General features: G+C 67.3%; 19 protein-coding genes. 10 read left to right on the top strand and 9 right to left on the bottom strand.

Annotated features, from left to right (window positions below; genetic code table 11):
* Nucleotides 1–177 precede the first annotated feature (177 nt).
* The 3 genes from AC559T_RS02125 to AC559T_RS02115 all read right to left on the bottom strand — a co-directional run bounded on the left by AC559T_RS02125 (nt 178) and on the right by AC559T_RS02115 (nt 3,112).
* Nucleotides 178–1,320, bottom strand: coding sequence for an IS701 family transposase (locus AC559T_RS02125; protein WP_498867556.1), 1,143 nt, complete (start codon nt 1,318–1,320; stop codon nt 178–180).
* Between the two features lie 55 nt (nt 1,321–1,375).
* Complete coding sequence (locus AC559T_RS02120; RefSeq protein ID WP_498867555.1) at nt 1,376–2,203, bottom strand: aldo/keto reductase; 828 nt, start codon at nt 2,201–2,203, stop codon at nt 1,376–1,378.
* Between the two features lie 264 nt (nt 2,204–2,467).
* The gene (locus AC559T_RS02115) at nt 2,468–3,112 is read right to left on the bottom strand and encodes a hypothetical protein (RefSeq protein WP_498867554.1); all 645 of its coding nucleotides are present in this window, start codon (nt 3,110–3,112) and stop codon (nt 2,468–2,470) included.
* Nucleotides 3,113–3,600: 488 nt separating this feature from the next.
* On the opposite strand from AC559T_RS02115, the gene AC559T_RS02110 reads away from it, so the two are divergent.
* From AC559T_RS02110 to AC559T_RS02085, 6 genes are all read left to right on the top strand, one after another.
* A complete protein-coding gene (locus tag AC559T_RS02110; protein WP_112108795.1) occupies nt 3,601–3,858 on the top strand; it encodes a hypothetical protein in 258 nt (85 codons plus the stop codon).
* 141 nt (nt 3,859–3,999) lie between these two features.
* The gene (locus AC559T_RS02105) at nt 4,000–4,218 is read left to right on the top strand and encodes a hypothetical protein (RefSeq protein ID WP_112108794.1); all 219 of its coding nucleotides are present in this window, start codon (nt 4,000–4,002) and stop codon (nt 4,216–4,218) included.
* A gap of 296 nt (nt 4,219–4,514) precedes the next feature.
* Nucleotides 4,515–4,643, top strand: coding sequence for a hypothetical protein (locus AC559T_RS02100; protein ID WP_255565764.1), 129 nt, complete (start codon nt 4,515–4,517; stop codon nt 4,641–4,643).
* A gap of 115 nt (nt 4,644–4,758) precedes the next feature.
* Nucleotides 4,759–6,321: an ABC transporter substrate-binding protein gene (locus tag AC559T_RS02095; RefSeq protein ID WP_498867553.1), complete on the top strand. Its 1,563-nt coding sequence runs from the start codon at nt 4,759–4,761 to the stop codon at nt 6,319–6,321.
* A 243-nt stretch (nt 6,322–6,564) separates the two neighbouring features.
* A complete protein-coding gene (locus tag AC559T_RS02090) occupies nt 6,565–7,938 on the top strand; it encodes a dihydrolipoyl dehydrogenase family protein (protein ID WP_498867552.1) in 1,374 nt (457 codons plus the stop codon).
* 97 nt (nt 7,939–8,035) lie between these two features.
* On the top strand, nt 8,036–8,806 hold the full coding sequence (locus AC559T_RS02085) for a helix-turn-helix domain-containing protein (protein WP_498867551.1): 771 nt from the start codon (nt 8,036–8,038) through the stop codon (nt 8,804–8,806).
* 356 nt (nt 8,807–9,162) lie between these two features.
* Here the strand turns inward: AC559T_RS02085 and AC559T_RS02080 are convergent, their stop codons facing one another.
* The 3 genes from AC559T_RS02080 to AC559T_RS02070 are packed head-to-tail and all read right to left on the bottom strand — an operon-like array spanning nt 9,163 to nt 11,955.
* Nucleotides 9,163–11,463: a LuxR C-terminal-related transcriptional regulator gene (locus AC559T_RS02080; RefSeq protein WP_498867550.1), complete on the bottom strand. Its 2,301-nt coding sequence runs from the start codon at nt 11,461–11,463 to the stop codon at nt 9,163–9,165.
* A 13-nt stretch (nt 11,464–11,476) separates the two neighbouring features.
* On the bottom strand, nt 11,477–11,623 hold the full coding sequence (locus tag AC559T_RS02075; RefSeq protein WP_200835125.1) for a hypothetical protein: 147 nt from the start codon (nt 11,621–11,623) through the stop codon (nt 11,477–11,479).
* A complete protein-coding gene (locus tag AC559T_RS02070; protein WP_235013570.1) occupies nt 11,620–11,955 on the bottom strand; it encodes a DUF4277 domain-containing protein in 336 nt (111 codons plus the stop codon). Before AC559T_RS02070 ends, AC559T_RS02075 begins: the two co-directional genes overlap by 4 nt.
* Nucleotides 11,956–12,476: 521 nt before the next feature.
* On the opposite strand from AC559T_RS02070, the gene AC559T_RS02065 reads away from it, so the two are divergent.
* The 4 genes from AC559T_RS02065 (at nt 12,477) to AC559T_RS02050 (ending at nt 16,556) form a co-directional block, all read left to right on the top strand.
* Complete coding sequence (locus tag AC559T_RS02065; protein WP_112104668.1) at nt 12,477–13,166, top strand: class I SAM-dependent methyltransferase; 690 nt, start codon at nt 12,477–12,479, stop codon at nt 13,164–13,166.
* Nucleotides 13,163–13,936: a hypothetical protein gene (locus tag AC559T_RS02060; RefSeq protein ID WP_498867549.1), complete on the top strand. Its 774-nt coding sequence runs from the start codon at nt 13,163–13,165 to the stop codon at nt 13,934–13,936. Before AC559T_RS02065 ends, AC559T_RS02060 begins: the two co-directional genes overlap by 4 nt.
* Before the next feature lie 350 nt (nt 13,937–14,286).
* On the top strand, nt 14,287–15,717 hold the full coding sequence (locus tag AC559T_RS02055) for a flavin-containing monooxygenase (protein WP_160144221.1): 1,431 nt from the start codon (nt 14,287–14,289) through the stop codon (nt 15,715–15,717).
* A gap of 176 nt (nt 15,718–15,893) precedes the next feature.
* Nucleotides 15,894–16,556 carry a hypothetical protein gene (locus AC559T_RS02050; protein ID WP_498867548.1) on the top strand — a complete coding sequence of 221 codons (663 nt, stop codon included), beginning with the start codon at nt 15,894–15,896 and terminating at the stop codon, nt 16,554–16,556.
* Nucleotides 16,557–16,579: 23 nt separating this feature from the next.
* Here AC559T_RS02050 and AC559T_RS02045 read toward each other — a convergent pair whose 3' ends face one another.
* Genes AC559T_RS02045 through AC559T_RS02035 form a run of 3 tightly spaced genes read right to left on the bottom strand, consistent with a single transcriptional unit; the run spans nt 16,580 to nt 17,842 of the window.
* Nucleotides 16,580–17,020, bottom strand: a complete 441-nt coding sequence (locus tag AC559T_RS02045; RefSeq protein WP_498867547.1) for a hypothetical protein — start codon at nt 17,018–17,020, stop codon at nt 16,580–16,582.
* 32 nt (nt 17,021–17,052) lie between these two features.
* Nucleotides 17,053–17,556 carry an AfsR/SARP family transcriptional regulator gene (locus tag AC559T_RS02040; RefSeq protein WP_498867546.1) on the bottom strand — a complete coding sequence of 168 codons (504 nt, stop codon included), beginning with the start codon at nt 17,554–17,556 and terminating at the stop codon, nt 17,053–17,055.
* Complete coding sequence (locus AC559T_RS02035; RefSeq protein ID WP_498867557.1) at nt 17,447–17,842, bottom strand: AfsR/SARP family transcriptional regulator; 396 nt, start codon at nt 17,840–17,842, stop codon at nt 17,447–17,449. The genes AC559T_RS02040 and AC559T_RS02035 overlap by 110 nt, the downstream gene beginning before the upstream one ends.
* Nucleotides 17,843–18,735: the final 893 nt, after the last annotated feature.

Here is an 18,735-nt window from a genome sequence, read left to right as displayed (position 1 = left end):
AATACTGCAACGGCACTTACGGCCAGTCGTGGCTGTGGCGTTTGTAGTGGCTTCGGCGGGCTTGCCACTGGCGGTGGCGGCGCCAGCGTGACCAGTCCCCGACGGTCTGTTCGTCGGGGTACAACGGGGCGAGCAGAGCGGCGTACAGGCGCTGGATCTCGGGCACGGTCAGCGGGATCAGCTCGTCGCCGCGGGGGGTGGTGCCCCCTTTTGAGCCAGCGCGCGCATCACCGCGAGCCAGGCCAGGGCCAGCATGGACAAGGTGATGTGGGCGTACCAGCCGCGCCAGGTACGGACCTGGTAGTCGTCCAGGCCGGTCTCGTTCTTGGCCCGCTGGAAGCATTCCTCCACCGGCCAACGCGCGCCGGCGACGCGGGCCAGGTCGGCCAGGCTGGCCCGGCGTGGGCCGTAGCAGATGTAGTAGGCGATCTCGCGGGGGTCACTGATCGAGCGGCGGGCCAGCAGCCAGTGTCCGCGGCCGGGGCGCCAGCCGATCCGGATCGCGATACGCGCCCAGTCGTAGAGCCGCGGGCCGTGCGCGCCGTCGCCACACGAAATCCGCCGCCACGCCCGGGCCGGCAGCGCGGCCACCACCTGGTCGGCGCGGCCGTAGCCGTGGCCCTGGGCGAGGACGTCGTCGTCGCAGCGGGTGGCCACCACATAGTGGATGTCGTGCTCTTCCAGCCACACCCGCAGGTACTTGACCTGCCCGTAGATCTCGTCGGCGGTGACCCAGGCACACGGCACCCCGGCGTCGAGCACCCGTTGCAGCATCGTGAGGGCGATGCGGGGCTTGGTGGTGAACTCCACGCCGTCGCCGATCCCCGCAGCCTGGCAGCGGGCACGATCGGAGGTCCACGACTCGGGCAGGTACAACTCGCGGTCGATGAGAGCGTGACCGGCCGCGGTGACATAGGCGGCGAACACCCCGACCTGGCAGTTGTCCTTCTTGCCCGCCGTGCCGGTGTACTGCCGCTGCACCCCCGCGGACTTTGTGCCCTTTTTGAGGAAACCGGTGTCGTCGATGACGAGTACCGCATCCGGATCACCGAGATGCTCGACGACGTAGTCGCGCACGTCATCACGCACCGCGTCGACATCCCAGTCGGCCGTCCGTAGCAGCCGTTGCATCCCGTCCGGCGCAACCTCCCTGGCATGCTCGGCAAGGGTCCAGCCGTTCTTACGCTCCAGCCCGGACAGCAGCCCGTCGAGATAGCGACGCATCCGCGCCCGCGGCTCAGCCCGAGCGAACCGGCCACCGACCCGGTCGCACACCCGATCGAGTTCCTCGCGCCACACCGCGACATCGACACCGTCCATGCCGGTTGCAACGCCCGGACGGGCAGCAGCCATGCCCATAAGTGCCGTTGCAGTACTAAGCACGCTCGGACAGATGGTTGAGACGGTCGAGGTGGGTTGGGGGCAGGTGAAGGTGCGCCGCGGCGAAGTTCTCCTCCAGGTGATCGATCCGGGCGGTGCCCGGGATCGGGAGGATGACCGGCGAGTGGTCGAGGAGCCAGCTGAGCGCGACCTGCGCGTGAGTGGCCCCGAGTTCGGCCGCCACAGCAGCGATCTCGGCCGTCGCACCCGTCGTCGCCGGAGCGACGGGCCGCCAGGGCAGGAACGCGATCCCCGCCGCCTCGCACGCTGTGAGCACGGGCTCGTGCTCGCGGTCGAGCAGGTTGTAGCGGTTCTGCACACTCACCACATCGATGATCTTCCGTGCCTGGTCTAGTTCCGAGACGGTGACCTCGGACAGCCCGATCCGACCGACCTTGCCCTCAGCCTGCATCTCCCGCAGCACGCCAAGCTGGTCGGCAAGAGGTAGCTCCGGATCGATCCGGTGCAGCTGAAGCAACTCGAGCCGCTCAACCCGAAGCCGGCGAAGGGCCTGATCGACCTGATCGCGCAGGACCTCCGGCCGGCCGTCGAGCTTCCACTCGCCTGCCGGGCCCGATCGCGCGACGCCGACCTTGGTCGTGATGAGCAGTCCATCCGCGTAGGGATACAGGGCCTCGGCGAGAAGCTCCTCGTTCGCTCCCCCGCCGTACATGTGGGCAGTGTCGATCAGCGTGACGCCCAGCGCGACGGCCCGCCGGGCGACCGCGAGAGACGTTTGGCGGTCGGGGCCCGGCTCGGTCGGCAAGCGCATGGCTCCGAACCCGAGCCGCTGGACGCCCAGATCCCCGCCAATATGGAACATGGTTGATGTTATCTGCTGCGGTCCACCCCTCACTCGAAGGGCAACGTTAGCGGTCGGATCACCCGCGGGGCAGCACCCGCTGCGGCATCCTCGTCCACACGGACAAAGCGCACCGGGCGCCGACCATCCCACCGTCCACGCTGGCGCGACAGGGAGGGCCGAGACCCGCGGCTTCAGGGTAGCCAGACGGGTTGGCTGGTCGGTCGTCGTCCCACCTGCCACGTGGCTGACGTCGTCGCCACGGTCTCGGCCCACTCGTGTGAGTTAAGCTGCGGCCGTCCAGTTGGCGACGAACGCGGCAAGCTGCCCATCGATATACCGGTCGACTCGGACCGGGGAGATGCTGCTCGTGCGGTATGCGCGACCCCGTCGCACGTCAAGTACGACTGGCAGCCCGGTGGGGTAGATGTTTTCCATGTGTTGGCTCATGAGCCGCAGCAATGTGGCGATGACCTCAGGATTAGGCGGGTGGGCGTCAAACCACATGTAGGTGGCCTCTACTCGGCCGTTGCCTCGGCGCACGCCCATGTGTGGGTTGATCTTGAGTGTGAGACCTGACCGCTCGATGACTGCATCACGGATTTTCTGTTCCGAACAGAAGGACAGATCATCCAGGCTCCGGAGGTAGGAGCGGTAGCCGAATTCCAGCTGCTGATAGAGATGCTGGTATCGGGTGGCGACAGTGGTCACGGCTTGTTCCAGATGTCGTCCCGAGGACCCGAACCGGAAGTCGGCACGACAGGCGGCACAGAACTTGGTGTAAGGGTTGAATCCGCGGCGGATCTCGCGGTTGCGCCGTACCTCCTCCACGAAGAATGCCTTGTCGAGGGGGGCCTGCTCGAGGTAGCGAGCAAGCACGAGTGCGGTGGCGTAGGGCGCCATACCAGGCATCACGAAGCCGACCTCCAACCCTTCATAATCCACATGAGTTGACCCGAGGCTCGATCGTCACGTGACGGTCGGTCGCGTCGGAGGTGGGGTAACGTGCGGCGCCCCGGGCTCGCCATCCCGTCCAGATGCAGCAGACCGCGGTGACAGCGCAGGCTGTCGTGTTGGCGATGCGGATGATGATCCCCCCTGGCCGTACCGGCAGGACCACCGTGCAGGTGGCGACGGCCAGCAGGACCAGAAATGAGGCGAGCAAGGCTCGACGGAAGCGACGCGGGAGGTCCGGAACGCCAACACCGTTGGCATCTCCCACGGCCGAGATAACGCCCGTGTAGCCTATCTGTTACACCCTGTGCCCCAACGGTACCGTGCCTTCGTCGGGTGGACGCGCCGGCGTCCGGGAGATATCGGCGAACCGCGCACCTAGGCCCTCGAGGAACAGCGGAACGAAGAACCCCGCTACAGATCTTGAATGTCGGGCTCTGTTGATCAGTCCGACCTGTTCGGGTATGGGCTGGTCGCCCGGCACCTACACGATCATCCGGCGGGTCAGGGTCCTCGCCGAGGAGATCTCCCGGGACCCCCGCTCCCGGCGACGGCGCACCATCCCGAATGGTCAGCTTGCTCTGGCGCTGGAAGGTGTCGCCGACCACGCCTGGGCGGTCAGCTTCCTCGTCGCGAACATCCCCACCGACGAGCCGGACGGCATCGGCCGATCATCATCGAGGCGGGCCGGGGACGTGGCGGGGGCCGGTCCAGCCTGGTGATCTTGGCGCTGACGCGGCCGGACAGACATGGCCCGGCCTACTTGGGTAGCCCGGTGGCCAGATCGGCCCCTTGCGCATCTCGGCCGACTTGTATACAACAAGAGTCCTGTATACAAGGTAGATCCGAAGGGGCAACGGTCGATGATGCTGGCCCGGGCATCGATGGCTGGGTCGACCGCGTTCATGGCCGTCGCCGAGCGGTCGTCTACGCGTTGGCATTGGCTCGGCGTGCCTGTCTTTCATGTGGTGTCGGAATCGATGTGCGACGACTCCGAACCAGAGGTGCGCACCGCGCTCGTCGACGCCCGCGTCTTCCCGCAAAGCTGGATCGGGCTGTGGCGGATCGCGAGCCTGCTGTGAGCGGCCGAGATCGCCGTACTCGACGTGAGGAAGGCGCAAAGGGGACTGTTGTGTTTGGAGAAGGCATGGCATGCCATGCCCGGTTGGGCTCGGTGATCAGACGGCGAGGGCGAGTTCGGTGAACGCAGCCGACAGATTGAGATGGTGATCAGCGCCGACGCCGAGTTCGTAGTTACGGCCACTTGCAACAGTGCCCCCTCTCCCAAGGATCAAGGAAGCGAGTTGCGTGGTTCTCACTGCTGCGGGACGGGTCCGTCGCAGCCTGCTGGTGGTGCTGCTGGTCACCATGGGGTGCGGTGGGGTTGCTGAGCCTGACGCCAGGTTCGGTGGCCTCGGTCATCCTGGGTGAGAACGCGACCCCGGAGGCGGTCGTGGCGCTGAACGCGAAGCTGAGCATGGACAAGCCGCTGTGGTCGCAGAACTGAACTGGCTGTGGGATGCGGTGCGGGCACCGCCTCGGCCAAGTAGTCCCCGAGTTGTTCGTTCCTCCTCCTTACCAATCCTGAATGCTGACTCCCGACTGCTGATGAGAGGTCAACAATGATCCGTAGGACGCGATTACTCGCCACCGTTGTCGTGTGCTGTGTGGCGCTTGTGCTGGGGGCGTGTGGTGGTGGCGACGATCCCGCCTCGTCCACGGGCGCCTCCGGTGAGCCGGTGGCAGGCGGCAACGGCCGGATCCTCACGCTGAGCGATCCACGCACCCTGGATCCGGCGGCCCTCGGCAACGCGTACGCGTCCGGCGCCTTCCTGGGCAACGCCTTGTACGGGACGTTGATGACCAACGATGAGGCCGGTGAGGTCCAGTACTCGATGGCCGAGTCGTTCACCACGAACGACAACGGCGCCACCTTCACTCTGAAGCTGCGGCCGGGACTGGTGTTCTCCGATGGCACCCCGCTGAACGCCGAGGCCGTGAAGTTCAACTGGGACCGGATCAAGGACCCGGCCGTTGGCCTGGCCAACCGGGCGGAGGCGTCGACGATCGCCTCGTCCGAGGTGGTGGACGACGTCACGCTGAAGGTCACCTTGGCCACCCCTGTGCCGAGGTACGCCCAGTCCGTCATTACCTCGACGATGAACTGGATCGCCTCACCCGCCGCCCTGGAGAAGGGCCAGCAGGCCTTCGACGCGAAGCCGATCGGCGCGGGACCGTTCACTCTGCAGAGCTGGACCCGGCAGGCCGCCATCGAGCTCGTCAAGAACCCCCGCTACTGGGACGCGCCCAAGCCCTACCTCGACCGCCTCACCCTCCGCTCGGCGCTCGACGCCAGCCAGCGTCTCAACACGGTGATCAGTGGGGGGGCGGACGTGGCCGTCGAGTCGAACTGGCTCAACGTCGACAAGGCCACTGAGGCGGGTCTGCCGACCGACGTCATGCAGCTCAACGGCGGCATCTACATCGCACTGAACATGCGCAGAGCACCATTCGACGACATTCGTGCTCGGCAGGCCGTCGCCGCGGCACTGGACTTGGACGCGCTGAACCTCGCGGCCTACAACGGCACCGCGCAGCTGGCCGACACGTTGTTCACCGACGCCTCGCCCTTCTACTCGGAGACGCCGCTGCGCAAGACGGACAGGGCGACCGCGCAGCGGCTCTTCGACGAGCTGGCCGCCGAGGGCAAGCCGGTGTCCTTCACGTTCACCGCCACCCCCAGCACCGATAGCCGGGCGATCACGCAGAACGTCCAGGCCCAGCTCAGCAGCTTCAACAACGTCAAGGTCCAAATCAAGATCATTGATATCGCGGAGCTGGCCGGGCTGCGCACGACCCACGACTTCGACGCGACTGTCTCGTCCGCGTTCTTCCCGGACCCTGAGCCGCGGTTGTGGACGACCTTCCACGGGAGCTCGGCGGCGAACCTGCCCGGTATCGACGACCCGGAACTCAACGACGCCCTGCTGGCCGGCCGGACCGAGGCCTCGGAGGAGGAGCGCAAGGCGGCCTACGAGACGCTGCAGCAGCGGCTGACCAAACTGGCTCCGATGATCTTCCTCATGCGGGCGGCCCCCAGCACCATCGCGGGCAAGAACGTCGGCGGTCTCGTGCAGTACGGCCTCGGCTCACTGCTGCCCGAGGAGCTGTGGATCCAGCAGTAGCCGCTGTTCCCGGATGACGGATGAGCGGTCGCCGCGTCCCATGAATGCTGGGGGCTGCTGCGTCGTGCAGAGGGGAGAGACGCCGGAAGGTCTACTGGTCAGCAGCCCGGCTGCCCGCGCGTCGCCCCGGCTCGCCTTGGTGTTGTTCGGGCTCGCGGTCGCCGCGGGAACCGAGACCGGGTACACCCAGTCCGTCGCCGCCCGACCGTCACAGGGGAGCAGGAACCCGGAAAGGGGGAAGACATGACCGATGACCAGTTCGACGTGGTCGTGCTCGGGATGGGGCCGGGCGGGGAGGTCGCGGCCTCCCGGCTGCTGGCCGCCGGCCGGCGGGTGGCCGCGGTGGAACGGGAACTGATCGGCGGCGAGTGTGCCTACTGGGCGTGTGTGCCGTCCAAGACGCTGCTACGCCCACCCGAGGCCGCCGCCGAGGCCGACCGGGCCGTCGGCGTGACCCGCCCAGCGCTGGACTGGCCGGCGCTGCGCGACTACCGGGACTGGATGATCCGTCACCTCGACGACTCCGGGCAGGTCGCCGACTACGAGAAGCAGGGCGCCACCGTGGTGAAGGGCACCGGCCGACTCACGGGCCGCACCCCCGACGGCCAGCTGCGGGTACAGGTCAACGACCGGATGCTGGCGGCCGACGACGTCATCGTCGCGACCGGCTCGCACCCGGCCCGCCCGCCGATCGACGGACTGGACGGCGTGCCGGTGTGGACGAACCGGGAGGCCACCACGTTGGCCGACGTCCCCGGCCGGGTGGCGATGCTCGGCGGCGGCGCGGTCGCGGTCGAACTCGGCCAGTTCCTCGCCCGTATGGGCGCCCAGGTGACTGTCCTCGAGCGCGGCGACCGGCTGGTGACCCGGGAGGAACCGCGCGTCGGTGCGCTCACCCAGACCGCGCTGGCCGCGGACGGCGTCGACGTGCGGGTCGGCCGGCAGGTCCGCCGCGCCACCCGCACCGGCGACGGCGCCCGCCTCGACCTGGACGACGCCACCACGGTGGACCTCGACGTTGTCGTGCTCGCCGCGGGCCGCCGTCCACAGGTCCACAACCTGGGGTTGGACACCGTCGGCATCGACGTCGCCGCTCTGGACGGACGCGGTCTGCGGGTCGATGAGCACTGCCGGTTCGGTCAGGGGTTGTGGGCCGTCGGTGACGTCACCGGGCAGGCGCTGTTCACCCACGTCGCGAAATACCAGGGCCGCGTCGTCGCGGACACTCTGTGCGGCCGGCCGCGGCGCGCGGTCTACCAGGGCATCCCACGGGTCATCTTCGCCGACCCGGAGATCGCCGCCGTCGGGCTGACCACCAGCCAGGCCCACCACCGTGGCATCGACGTCGCCAGCACCGAGGTCGACCTGCCCGGCGCGATCGCCCGGCCCTGGACGTACGAGACCAACCCGACCGGCACCCTGGGCCTGCTCGCAGACCGAGGCCGCGGCGTCCTCATCGGCGCGTGGGCCCTCGCCCCACTGGCCGGCGAATGGATCCACCAAGCCGCGCTCGCGATCCGCGCCGGCATACCGCTGGACGTGCTACGCGACCAGGTCGCGCAGTTCCCCACCTACACCGAGGCCTACCTCACCGGCCTCGAACAACTCGACGCATAACCCCAGCCTGCCCTGTGGGGCTCCAGAACCCCGATTCGGGCGGTGACCTGCGCGTTTGCCCGCTGGACGGGGCCCGTGTCGGGCAGGCTGGATGGTCATGGTGTGGTCGCTGCTCCACGCCCTGACACGCAACGCTCTCGGACTGACGTTGCTCCGCGTGCGTGGCGACACCGCGAAAGACGTGGAGCTCCTCGTCCTGCGACACCAGGTGGCGGTGCTGCGACGGCAGGTGAACCGCCCGGCCCTGGAACCGAAGGATCGGATGATCCTCGCAGCCCTGTCCCGGCTGCTACCCCGAGCCCGCTGGAGTTCGTTCTTCGTCACCCCCGCCACCGTGCTGCGCTGGCACCGGGAACTCCTCGCACGAAAATGGACCTACCCCCGCAAGACCCCCGGACGGCCCCCGATCCACCGGGAGATCCGCGACCTGGTCCTACGCCTCGCACGGGAGAACCCAACCTGGGGCCCCACCGCAGGATCCAAGGCGAACTCGCCGGGCTGGGCTACCCGGCCGGGGTCGCCACCGTCTGGCGGATCCCGCACCGCACCGGCGTCGGCCCCGCACCCCGCACCCCGCAGGTCCAACACCTCCTGGCGCACATTCCTACGCACCCAGGCCTCCGGCCTGCTGGCCTGCGATTTCTTCACCGTGGACACCGTGTTCCTGCAACGGATCTACGTGTTCTTCGTCGTCGAACACGCCACCCGCCACGTCCACGTCCTCGGGGTCACGAAGCACCCGACCGCGGCCTGGGTCACCCAGCAGGCACGGAACCTGCTGATGGATCTCGAGGAGCGTGGCCACCGGTTCCGGTTCCTTCTCCGTGACCGCGATACGTGGCGCTTCTGGTCGGCACGCGGCACCTGACCGTGCACGGCGGGCCGGTGGAGGTGGTTCCGTCGGCGCGGCGTCTGCTCATCTTCTCCAACACGGTAACGCTCGCGTTGAACTACGCGGAACCCCTCATCGCCGGCCACTACGGCAAAGCCGTCTTCGACGCCGTCGGACCACTCTTCCCTATCGGATGGGCCGAGGCCGGCCCCCAGTTTGCTCCGAGCCATGCAGACGACCGGAACCGGAACGCTGGCTCTAGTCACGCAGCCCGAACCCCTCCCAACCCCAGCATGATCGAAAATGGACGAGACCAGCCGCGTACAAACTCGTTCACCGACAACCGCTCATGCCGATGAGCGGACGTTTCATGTAGTGGGGTCGACCATCCGCTACTGGTTGGGTGACGCAATCCAGGCGGCGATCTGGGCGCGTGAGTTGAATCCAAGTTTGTTCAGGATGTTGCGGATGTGGCTGTCGACGGTGTGTTCGGAGATGAGCAGGCGCGCTCCGATCTGTTTGTTACTCAATCCGTCGACGACCAGGTGTGCGACCTCGGCTTCCCGTTTCCCGAGCGGCGGCGTCCGGGTATCGCCTGATGCCGCGGCGGTAACGTGAGTGGGTTCGCCGAGCGCCAGGCGGATCGGGTCTTCTCGGCTCAGGCGTTGTCCGGCCTCGAACTCTGTCTGGAACGTGTGTATTCCGAGTGCGGTTCTGGCCGATTCTTTGGCATGGGCCAACAGTGGAGCTAGGTATGGCAAGACGGTTGCGCCGACGCCCGTTTGCACGGTTTCGGCCGCCCCGAGCAGTCGGGCTCCGAGCCGTGGTTGGCCGGAACCCGCAGCGTGGCAGCCCAATGCGTCGAGTAGGCAGTACTGCGCCACCCGGTCATCGATCTGGCTGGCGATCCGTAGCGCTTCCGTGAACAGCGGCTTTGACTCGTCGAGATCTCCGCCGATCAGAGCGGCGAGGCCGAGGTTCAGAAGCATCATCTCGTGACTGTAGAGGTCGCCCGCTCGGCGGCTGCGAAGCGCGCCTTCTGAGGACGCCGATCTGACCGTGTCGAGATTGCCCTCGATGAGACCGTCGAGCGCTCTGGCCTGCAGCAACGCGATCGTCGCGGGATAATCGCCAAGGGGCGTCGTGATGGCTCGAGCCGCGTCGAGCAAGCGGCTAGCCGATGCACGATTACCGGCCATGCGGTGGGCGATGGATGCCAAGGACAGCGACTGTGACTGCAGGCTGACCTGCCCTGCATCCTGAGCCGCTGCCGCCGCTCGTTCCAGCGCCGGCGTGGCGGCCGTCGGATCGGACTGCAGTACGGCGAGGAATCCGCGGAGGAAGTGGGCCAAGGCGGGGGCCTGCGGGCTTCCACTTCCCGCCTCGAGCAGCTCATCGAGCCACCAGACGCCTTCGCTGGTCGCACGGGTAATCCAGTACCACCCTATCGAGCTGGCTAGATCCAGTCCGCGTTCGCTGTCTTGGTGCGCCACGCATCGCTGAAGGACAGCGCGGATGTTGTCGATCTCCAGGTCCATCCAGTCGAGCCATTCGACGATCCGGTACCGGGCGTCCGCCCGCGAGCGCAGACACCTCGACCGGTAGTAGTCGGCGCAGCGTAGTTCGACGGCCGCCACCTCGCCCGCTTCTCCTGCCTTGAGGTCGGCATATTCGCGCATCGTCTCGTGTAGCCGGTAACACGCGATGTCCTTGACGTCCTCCTTCACCACCAGGGATTTGTCGACAAGCGACGACAGCAAATCCAGTGCCTGTGCGGCCGGCACGTCGTCGGACGTGCAAACCGACTCGACGTCGTCGAGGGTGAACCTTCCCGCGAACACCCATAGCCGCCTCAGCAGGATCTGCTCGCCGGCCGTCAACAGGTCGTGGCTCCAGTCGATGGTGGTCCGCAGCGTCTGGTGACGCGGCAAGACGGCCCGGCCGCCACCGGTGAGCAGTCCGAACCGGTCAGTCAAGCGATCGAGGATCTGCTGCGCGGTGAGGACCCGGGTCCGGACCGCCGCCAGCTCGATCGCCAACGGCAGCCCGTCAAGCCGGCGGCACAGATCGACTACGGCCGTTTGGTTCGCGGCGGTCAACTCGAAGCTGCCCGATCCAGCCGCCGCCCGTTCGGCGAACAGCATGATCGCCTCGTTCTGTCGCAGTTGCGGGAGAGACACCCGCGGGTGAGCCGACGGCAGATCCAGTGGCGGCACGGGGACCACGTGCTCACCCGGTATCGATACCGGCTCCCGGCTGGTGGCGATCACCCGCACGCCTGGTGCGGCTCTCATGACCTCGGTCACGAGCCGAGCGGCCGCTTCGATCAGATGCTCGCAGTTGTCCACGACCAGCAACAGCTGCTTGTCCCGCAGGTATGACAGCAGCAGGGCCACCGGCTCGGTCGCGGCCTGGTCCCGCAGGTCCAACGCCGCCATGACGGCGTTGCCGACGAGTGCGGGGTCCCGGACTTCAGCGAGCTCGACCAACCAGGCGCCGCCGGGGAATCCCCGTCCGAGGTCGGTCGCCGCCCGGATAGCCAGGCGGGTCTTGCCGACCCCGCCCGGCCCGATGAGGCTGACCAGCCGGGCCTCGGTGAGCTTCTTCCTGAGTTCGGCGAGCTCCCGGCGGCGGCCGATGAAGCTGGTCGCTTCGGCCGGCAGATTACCTGGACGGCGCGAGGGTCTGGCCATGGTGCCAAGGACTTTACCGCTGGGAAGCCCGGTCCTCCGCACATCGGGTCTTGATGGTGTGACGGGCCGGGTTGAAGATGTCCTTCGGGTGGCCGAACCGGGGCGTGGCGTAGTCGTCGTCGCCCTGCTCGTAGGCCCCGTAGAGGGAGATGCTGGTCATGTCCCGGTGGACCTGGGACACCTCGATCCCGAACGCGACGATCGCGGCGGTGCCGATCGAGCCGACGGCGGCGTCGGCCTGCTCGGCGAGCGCCTCCAGCTCCCGGCCGACCCGGTCGTCGTTGAGCGCGTCCGGCTCGATCCCGAGGACCTTCTTGACCGCCCACTTACGCGCCCAGTTCTCGATGCGGACCAGCGGGGTCGGGAGGTCAACCGGTTGGCGATCACCATCGCGATGACCTGGCCGTGGGTGACCCGGGCATCCGAGCGGACCGGGCAGAGCCGGTCGATGGTCGCGACCAGGTCGAGACGGGCCAGCAGGTCACGGACCACGGGCAGCGCGCCGAGGAACTTCTCCACGCTCTCGGGCCCGTAGTCCAGCACGGCGGCGGCCTGCACAGCTCCGAACCGTGCCAGGCCCAACACTCCCGCACCAGCAGCCACACCATTAGATGATCAAGAAGTCGCACAGTCAGCACACCAGACGAACGTGCGGAGGACGGGGGAACACCGTCGCGGGCCGGCCACGGTAGCTACCTCATCACGAATTCCATTGATGTCGGTGCCCCGGCGTGCCGCCTAAGCTGACGAGTGTGACCGCGGAGCCACCGGTACAACGAGTCGAGGTCAGTTTCGTCGGCGCCCGTACCGCCCAGCTGGCCAAGCGTGCGTCGGGTTCAGCGAGGTGGAAATCGACGGTCCGGTCCTGCGCCGTTTGGTCAGCAACAGCTTTCAGTCGTTTCTCGAGGCGTCGCACGGTGGCGAGGTAGACAGTCTTTAGTCAATGACCCGATAAAATTGCAGGTTTGCCCGCAGGTAGCCGACACGACGATCGAAAAGGTGTGATTGGACGGATGTCAGGACGGAGCGTGGAAGAGCAAGCCCGCGCGCTTTTTGCACCGCTCGGGCCGACTTACGACCGCGTCGGCGCCACGCTCTCGCTGGGACAGGACCCGCGCTGGCGCCGCTATCTCGTTTCGTGCCTTCCGCGCGGCGGTCAGGTTCTCGACGTGGCGACAGGGACGGGGCTGGTCGCGGCGGAACTCCTGCGGCAGGGGTTCGGGGTGACCGGAGTCGATCAGAGTCCCGAGATGCTCGCGGTCGCGCGCCGTCGCTTCGACGACGAGGTCAAGCTGATCCATGCCTCGGCGGATGCGCTCCCGCTCGGTTCCGAGTACTTCGACCACGTCACGGTTACGTACCTCCTTCGCTACGTCGACGATCCCGCGGCGACGCTGGCCGAGCTCGCGCGCGTGGTGCGTCCGGGTGGCTTCGTCGCCTCGCTCGACTTCGGCGTCCCGAGTGGTGCCGCCCGCCCGCTGTGGGATCTTTACGTCCATGCGGTGCTACCGCTCGCCGGCCGCCTTCTCCGGAACGGCTGGCGGGAGGTCGGCGACTTCCTCGGAGGCTCGATCCGCGACTTCTGGGAGCGCCACCCGCTCGAGCACCAGCTCGAGTGGTGGCACGCGGCGGGACTCCACGGGGTCGAGGTGAAACGGCTGAGTCTCGGCGGCGCCGCCGTCATCTGGGGACGGAAGACGTGAGCCCTCCCGATCGTGCGGCCGAAGGCGTCATGACGCGGGAGGTTCAGCCGGTCTCCCGTCCCGCCTGGTACGCGCTCGAGCGCGGCGGCTGGCGGGACTACGTGACGCTGCTCCATCCCCCATACACGGCGTGGCACCTGTCGTACGTCGTCATCGGCGGCTGTCTCGCGCCCGTCGTTGCCTGGGACAGGCTCGGTGCCGTCGTCGCCGCGTTCGCGCTCGCCGTCGGTGTCGGCGCGCACGCCCTCGACGAGCTGAACGGGCGACCGCTGCGCACCAACATCCCTGATCGGGTTCTCGTCGCGCTCGCCGGCGTCTCGACCGTGGGCGCCTGCACGATCGGCCTCGTGGGCGTGCTTACCTTCGAGGCCTGGCTCGCGCTCCTCATCCCCCTCGGGATCTTCCTCGTGCTGGCGTACAACCTCGAGCTCGCCGGGGGGCGCTTCCATTCCGACCTCTGGTTCGGGCTCTCGTGGGGAGGCTTCCCCGTGCTCTGCGGCTACGCGGCCGTCGCGGGCGACATCCGAGGCGTGACTGTGCTCGCCGCGGTCTTTGCGGTGCTGCTCTCGCTCGCCCAGCGCGTGCTCTCGCACCACGTGCGGTACGTGCGACGCCGGGTGATCGCCGTCCGCGGCGAGCTCGAGCTCGCCGACGGGAGCAAAGAGCCGCTCGACGCCAGGCGGCTCACCGCTCCTGCCGAGGCCGGACTGCGGCTCCTCTCGCTCGCGACCGCCGTGCTGGCCGCGACCCTTGTCGCCGTCCGCATCTGATCGGCCACCACCATGGCCGCGTGCCGCTCCTCGCGCACATTCTCCTGGCCGCGCGCTACGTTGGGCTCCCCCGGTCGCGCGTGGTCCGCGCGGGTTCAACGAGATCGTCGCCTCGGCCCGTCGCGCGGTCCGCGGCGCCGCGGAGCAGGCTGCGGACCAAGAAGGACGGCTGCGTATCTCGCAATGTTCCCCGAATGCCCGCGGGTCTCTGTCAGCGGCGTGGACGGCGGAGGAGCGGCGTTTCTCGGACGAGTGCTGCGGCGCCTCGCCTTGCGAGCTGCCGTTCGACCTACGGTTTTGGCCGTTGCCGCCGTTGCCGCCGCCGGTGTCCGCTGGAGACGTCGAGTGGAATGGTGACGGCGAGCGCGATCCTGGCGGCACGCGAGCGGAACCTGACTGAGGACGGCGCCCTGCACGAGGCCGTGAATTCATCTGGCGAAACGCGGATCTGTGTGATCGGCGCAGGCCCCTGCGGTCTGACCGCGCTGAAGAACCTACTTCAGGTCGGCTTCCGCAACGTCGTCTGCTACGACGAGAGCAGCGACATAGGGGGCAACTGGGCGTACACCGACGATCCCCATCGGGCCAGCGTCTATGAGTGCTCGCACATCATCTCGTCCCGGCGCATGTCATCGTTCGCCGATTTTCCGATGCCGGAAGAATACCCGGACTTCCCTTCGCACCGGCAGCTGCTCGCCTACTTCACCGAATATGCGAGAGCGTTTCAGCTCGAGCCGCACATCCGCCTCGGTTCGTATGTCGAGCAATGCACGCTCGGCGGCGACGGCCGATGGGCGGTGCGTATCATCACGAACGGCGAAACAAGGGTTGAACTTTTCGACAGCTTGCTGGTCTGCTCCGGCCACCACCGCGAAGCGCTCGTGCCTGAATACCCGGGCACGTTCACAGGCAAGATCGTTCACTCCTCCGCCTACAAGCGCCCCGAGCCGTTCCGCGGCCAGCGCGTGCTCGTGGTCGGCGCAGGAAACTCGGCCGCTGATATTTCCGTCGACGTCGCCCACCTCGCCTCGCGGGCCGCGCTCAGCATGCGCGAGGGGACCTACTTCATTCCGAAACTCATGTCCGGGAAGCCGATGGACGTCCTCTATGGGTCCTGGTACGGCAAGATTCCAAAGCCGCTACTCCAGTCGGCACTGAAGCTTTGGCTGCGGCTCGTGATCGGTAAATGGGAAGAATACGGTCTACAGACCCCGACCAAAGCGCCGCTCGCGAAACACCCGACCTTGAATTCCAGCGTACTCGACGCGCTACGCGATGGCCGGCTCGTCGCGCGCCGCGGCATCGAGCGCTATGACGGAAACATTGTCCACTTCACCGACGGCACACAGGAAGAATTCGACGTCATCATCATGGGAACCGGCTTTCGCACGAGCTTCCCGTTCCTGTCCGAGCGGATCGCCGGCTGGGACATGGCCAAGACGCCGCCACTCTATCTGAAGATGATGCATCCGACGATACCAAGCCTTTTCTTCATCGGCCTGTTCCAGCCGATCGGCTGCATCTGGCAGCTCGCCGACTACCAGGCACGCCTCGCGGCGCTGCAGATCAGCGGGCGGGTGAGACGCCCGTCCGACATCGATACGCGCATCCGCCGCGAAGTCGCGCGCGCGCATTCTCGGTCCGATCCGTCGCCCCGGCACGCGATCGAAGTCGACTATCACGCATTCCGGCGAGAAATGATGGGCGAGCTCGCCCAGGCTAAGCCCGGATGCAACGAAATGCCGCCAACGCGATCCGGGCCGTCATGTCACGCAGAGTGACTTCGATGTGAGCTGGAAGATCGACACGAACGTCCACTTCTGCCGCGAGTCGGATACAGCAGTCGTCGCCAGCTTCCGCCCGGACGGGTGGCCTGGGCGGTTGGGGCGGGCAAGGCCGCTACCCATGGGGTTGGCGGCTCTCCGAGATCGCCGGACACCGCAGAAGAAAGCTGCCCGTGATTGAACGTGTACATGTCGACCCGCTCGAGAAGGTGATCAATACCGTTGAGGATGACGAGGCGGCCCGACGGAAGACTCGGCAGGACACGGCAGCCGGTTGCCGTCACGCGCCACGGCCGGCGGATCTACTGCGGGATTCAGCGTTGCTGGCAACGGAGATCCTGGCGCAATGGTATGGACGGGAGATCACCGTTGAGATCATGGATCGCGCGGTTCGATTGATACAGGAGGACTCGTCGTACCCGGTAAGGGCACTCGGTCGAGAACACCATTCGCCTGGACTCGCGGTACTACTTCGTTGCGTCGACAACGCAACTGTCCAGCACCGTAATATCCGGATGCATGTCGAGGGTGAGAGCGTAGGCTTCGCATTCTCGACCGTGCTGCTCGACCGGGTGACCGCGCGGGAGCGCGCCACGCTCACCGCCACGGACGTGTCTCTTGGTCGGGCTCTACAGGCGGAGGGAATCCAGCGTCGGATGCTCGCAATGACGATTTCGGACGACGGCGGGTATGGCCACACTTCCGATGGCCACGCGATCGCCACGCAGGCGTTGTTGTGCCGAAATGACACGCCCGTAGCCTATGTCCAGGAGAAATTCTTCTTTGGTTCACTTCCGCCAGACGGCGCGCGGCGGGCCCAAAATACAGACCTATAACGTCGACCACCTTGTCCTCGAAGTCAGGGACGGCCGACAGCTTGAAGGTATTTGCGGTGCGGCTGGAGGTGATTGGTACGCCCTCGGTCGGTGACGAAGTCGCGCCAACAACCCACGATGCCTACAAACCACTGGGGGGACCCTGTAGCGGCGATCATCCGCAATGCGGTCTCCCGGTCGTCGCGGACCGCCCAACGCAGCGCGGCCATCAGGTTGTCGTGCTCCGCCGACAGCCGGGCCAGCCAGTCGAGCTGTTCTGACCTTCGCAGGTGCGGATCGGATCGCTGGGCGAGCTCAAGGTGGTAGCGGGCGTGCGCGCGCCGCAACGGCTGCTGCTCACCGACCTGCGCTAGCCGCTGCGCGGGACACTCCGCCAGCAACGTGCGAGCCAGCGCGGCGACCGGGACGATGACATGCTCGCAGTTGTCTAGGACGAGGAGCACCTCTCGGTCCAGCGCGGTCACTAGACGAGTAAGTCCCAACTTGCTGGTAACGCTCAGTGGTCATAGGCGATCAGTGGGCGGGTGACGGGCGCGGCGGTCTGGTTGTTGTGCCAGATCGCCGCGGCCATCGCCAGCAGCCGCTGGGCGACCCGGACCGCGACGCCCTCGAAGGTCCGCCCGCCGTGTCCTTCCAGGTCAAGCTGCCCCTTGAGGGTGTCGTTGACCGACTCGATGAGCTGACGGACCTTCTTGACATCGGCTCGCCGTAGCGTTCTTTTCCTTCTTGCGAGCAGCCGCCGGATCTCCTCGAACTCCGCCAGCGCCTCGGCCTGCCGTCCGGACGCGTGCAGGGCACGCATGAGCTGCCCTCGCGGCCGCTCCCGCAGTGGGTGGGCAGACACCAGTACCCGTAGCTCGGCGACCGAGCTGCCCTCCGGCAGCGCGAGCTCAGCCTCGGCAAGATCCTCGGGCGCGACCAGCCGCAGCTCTTTCAGCCGGGCGGCCTGCGCCTGACCGTACGGCAGGTCGACGAGAGCGGGCCCGCGCCACAGCCGCAACGCCTCCCTCAGCACGGCGACGGCGCCGACGTGGTCCCCCTGCGGCGAGCCGCCGCCGCCCATCCCGGGACAGCCGATCGAAACGATGGACGTCCACGTCCTCAGGGTCGGCCTCGAGCCGGTAACCCGCGCCCTGGAAGACGATCAGGTCGGCGGTCAGGCTTCGGCGCAGCCGGGACACGTGCGCCTGCACCGCGCCCACGGCTCCAGCGGGCGGGTCATCGCCATACTGGCCGGCGACGATCTGCTCCACGCCGACCACCCGCCCCGCGTTCAGCAGCAGCATCACCAGCAGCGCGCGCGGTCTGGGCCCACCGACGCCAATCGTCTCCCCGGTGGCGGACCGTACCTCCAACGGCCCGAGGATCCCGAACTGCATGGGTCGATGCTCCACTGGCCCCCGCATGGTCAGGTCCGCTGCGGCTGGTCGTAGAAGCGGTCCGGGGTCGACCGGGATGCATCCTCGGCGCCGAAGGCGCGGTCTCACAAGTCGAGACATGCAGCCGACCCTGTGCTCGCTACATTCTGTAATCGAGATCGATCGGTGCGCTTGGGGACTCAAACCAGTTGATCAGCGACCGGACCGGGCCATCTTCCGCTCGATCGACCGCCAGAACCCATAGAGTATTCCTATTTATCCAGGTCGACGGTGTCCGTTGACAGCGGAGGTGATCCGTCGCCGGGTCTGTGACCAGGTCGGATCGGATTCGACGAGATGCGCGAACACGGCCGCCGTGGCTCGGCACCGAACGATGACGGCTGCCGCCGTGCCTCAACACGGTGCGACGCTGCTGGGCGAGCGAGGTCAGCCAGGCTGATCGTCGCCCATGCCCCTCGTCGACGATCGCCCCTGGTCAGGCGGCCGATAGTGGTGGACGGGCCCCACTCGTCGGCCAGAGCTCCTTCCTGCCCGGCCAAATCATGGAAGCGCCGGGGGGCGAGCCGGGGGATGCTCCACACCCGCACCACCCCCGCCGGGACGGCCGGGCGGGATGGACGTGCTGTTCTCGGACGACGGCCGCACGCAACACCGTTGCCGGGCCTAACCGAGCGCCGCCCTCGATGTCGTCAGCGCCTCTGGCAATCGTTCAGCAATCAGCTCCGTAGGCGAGCATGGCAACAGCGAGGCCAAGAACAACCGATCGACATCACCGAACGTCATCGCCCGCCAGGACCTAA

The sequence above is a fragment of the Frankia sp. Hr75.2 genome (assembly GCF_949319125.1).
Classification (GTDB): domain Bacteria; phylum Actinomycetota; class Actinomycetes; order Frankiales; family Frankiaceae; genus Parafrankia; species Parafrankia soli.
This window is presented reverse-complemented; position numbering and strand designations above follow the sequence as displayed.

Excerpts from the sequence above, each read along its gene's own strand:
- AC559T_RS02095 (WP_498867553.1), top strand. The coding sequence starts at position 4,759 with ATGATCCGTAGGACGCGATTACTCGCCACCGTTGTCGTGTGCTGTGTG.
- AC559T_RS02090 (WP_498867552.1), top strand. The coding sequence starts at position 6,565 with ATGACCGATGACCAGTTCGACGTGGTCGTGCTCGGGATGGGGCCGGGC.
- AC559T_RS02125 (WP_498867556.1), bottom strand. The coding sequence starts at position 1,320 with ATGGACGGTGTCGATGTCGCGGTGTGGCGCGAGGAACTCGATCGGGTG.
- AC559T_RS02105 (WP_112108794.1), top strand. The coding sequence starts at position 4,000 with ATGATGCTGGCCCGGGCATCGATGGCTGGGTCGACCGCGTTCATGGCC.
- AC559T_RS02075 (WP_200835125.1), bottom strand. The coding sequence starts at position 11,623 with ATGACCAGCATCTCCCTCTACGGGGCCTACGAGCAGGGCGACGACGAC.
- AC559T_RS02055 (WP_160144221.1), top strand. The coding sequence starts at position 14,287 with ATGGTGACGGCGAGCGCGATCCTGGCGGCACGCGAGCGGAACCTGACT.
- AC559T_RS02035 (WP_498867557.1), bottom strand. The coding sequence starts at position 17,842 with ATGCTGCTGCTGAACGCGGGGCGGGTGGTCGGCGTGGAGCAGATCGTC.
- AC559T_RS02085 (WP_498867551.1), top strand. The coding sequence starts at position 8,036 with ATGGTGTGGTCGCTGCTCCACGCCCTGACACGCAACGCTCTCGGACTG.
- AC559T_RS02120 (WP_498867555.1), bottom strand. The coding sequence starts at position 2,203 with ATGTTCCATATTGGCGGGGATCTGGGCGTCCAGCGGCTCGGGTTCGGA.
- AC559T_RS02065 (WP_112104668.1), top strand. The coding sequence starts at position 12,477 with ATGTCAGGACGGAGCGTGGAAGAGCAAGCCCGCGCGCTTTTTGCACCG.
- AC559T_RS02110 (WP_112108795.1), top strand. The coding sequence starts at position 3,601 with ATGGGCTGGTCGCCCGGCACCTACACGATCATCCGGCGGGTCAGGGTC.
- AC559T_RS02080 (WP_498867550.1), bottom strand. The coding sequence starts at position 11,463 with ATGGCCAGACCCTCGCGCCGTCCAGGTAATCTGCCGGCCGAAGCGACC.